Below are 267 nucleotides of genomic sequence, written 5' to 3'. Positions count from 1 at the left end.
AACTCGGAGCTGAATATGCCTAAACAAAAAACCGCGCAGCAATGGCTGCAACTTATCGAGCAGCAAGCGCTCAGTGGCTTGTCTATCACTGATTTTTGCCAGCAGTACAACCTTAGTACAAAATCCTTCTATTATCATCGCGCTAAGCATCATAAGAAAAAAGCGCCTCAGAAATCTCAGTCTTCCTTTGTGGCTGCTCAGCCTGCTGTGCCAGCGCCCGTCTCCCAGCCTCCACTGTTGCAACTCAAGCATGGTCAGAGTACGGTG

At 49.1% G+C, this 267-nt stretch carries 1 protein-coding gene; it reads left to right on the top strand.

The annotated features are described in order from the left end of the window. Positions 1–15: 15 nt before the first annotated feature. Positions 16–267, top strand: a 252-nt coding sequence (gene tnpA, locus CWC11_RS22205; protein ID WP_502704834.1) for an IS66 family insertion sequence element accessory protein TnpA, incomplete at its 3' end; no start/stop codon positions are given.

Source organism: Pseudoalteromonas sp. S3178, assembly GCF_005886985.1.
Lineage (GTDB): Bacteria > Pseudomonadota > Gammaproteobacteria > Enterobacterales > Alteromonadaceae > Pseudoalteromonas > Pseudoalteromonas carrageenovora.
This window is presented reverse-complemented; position numbering and strand designations above follow the sequence as displayed.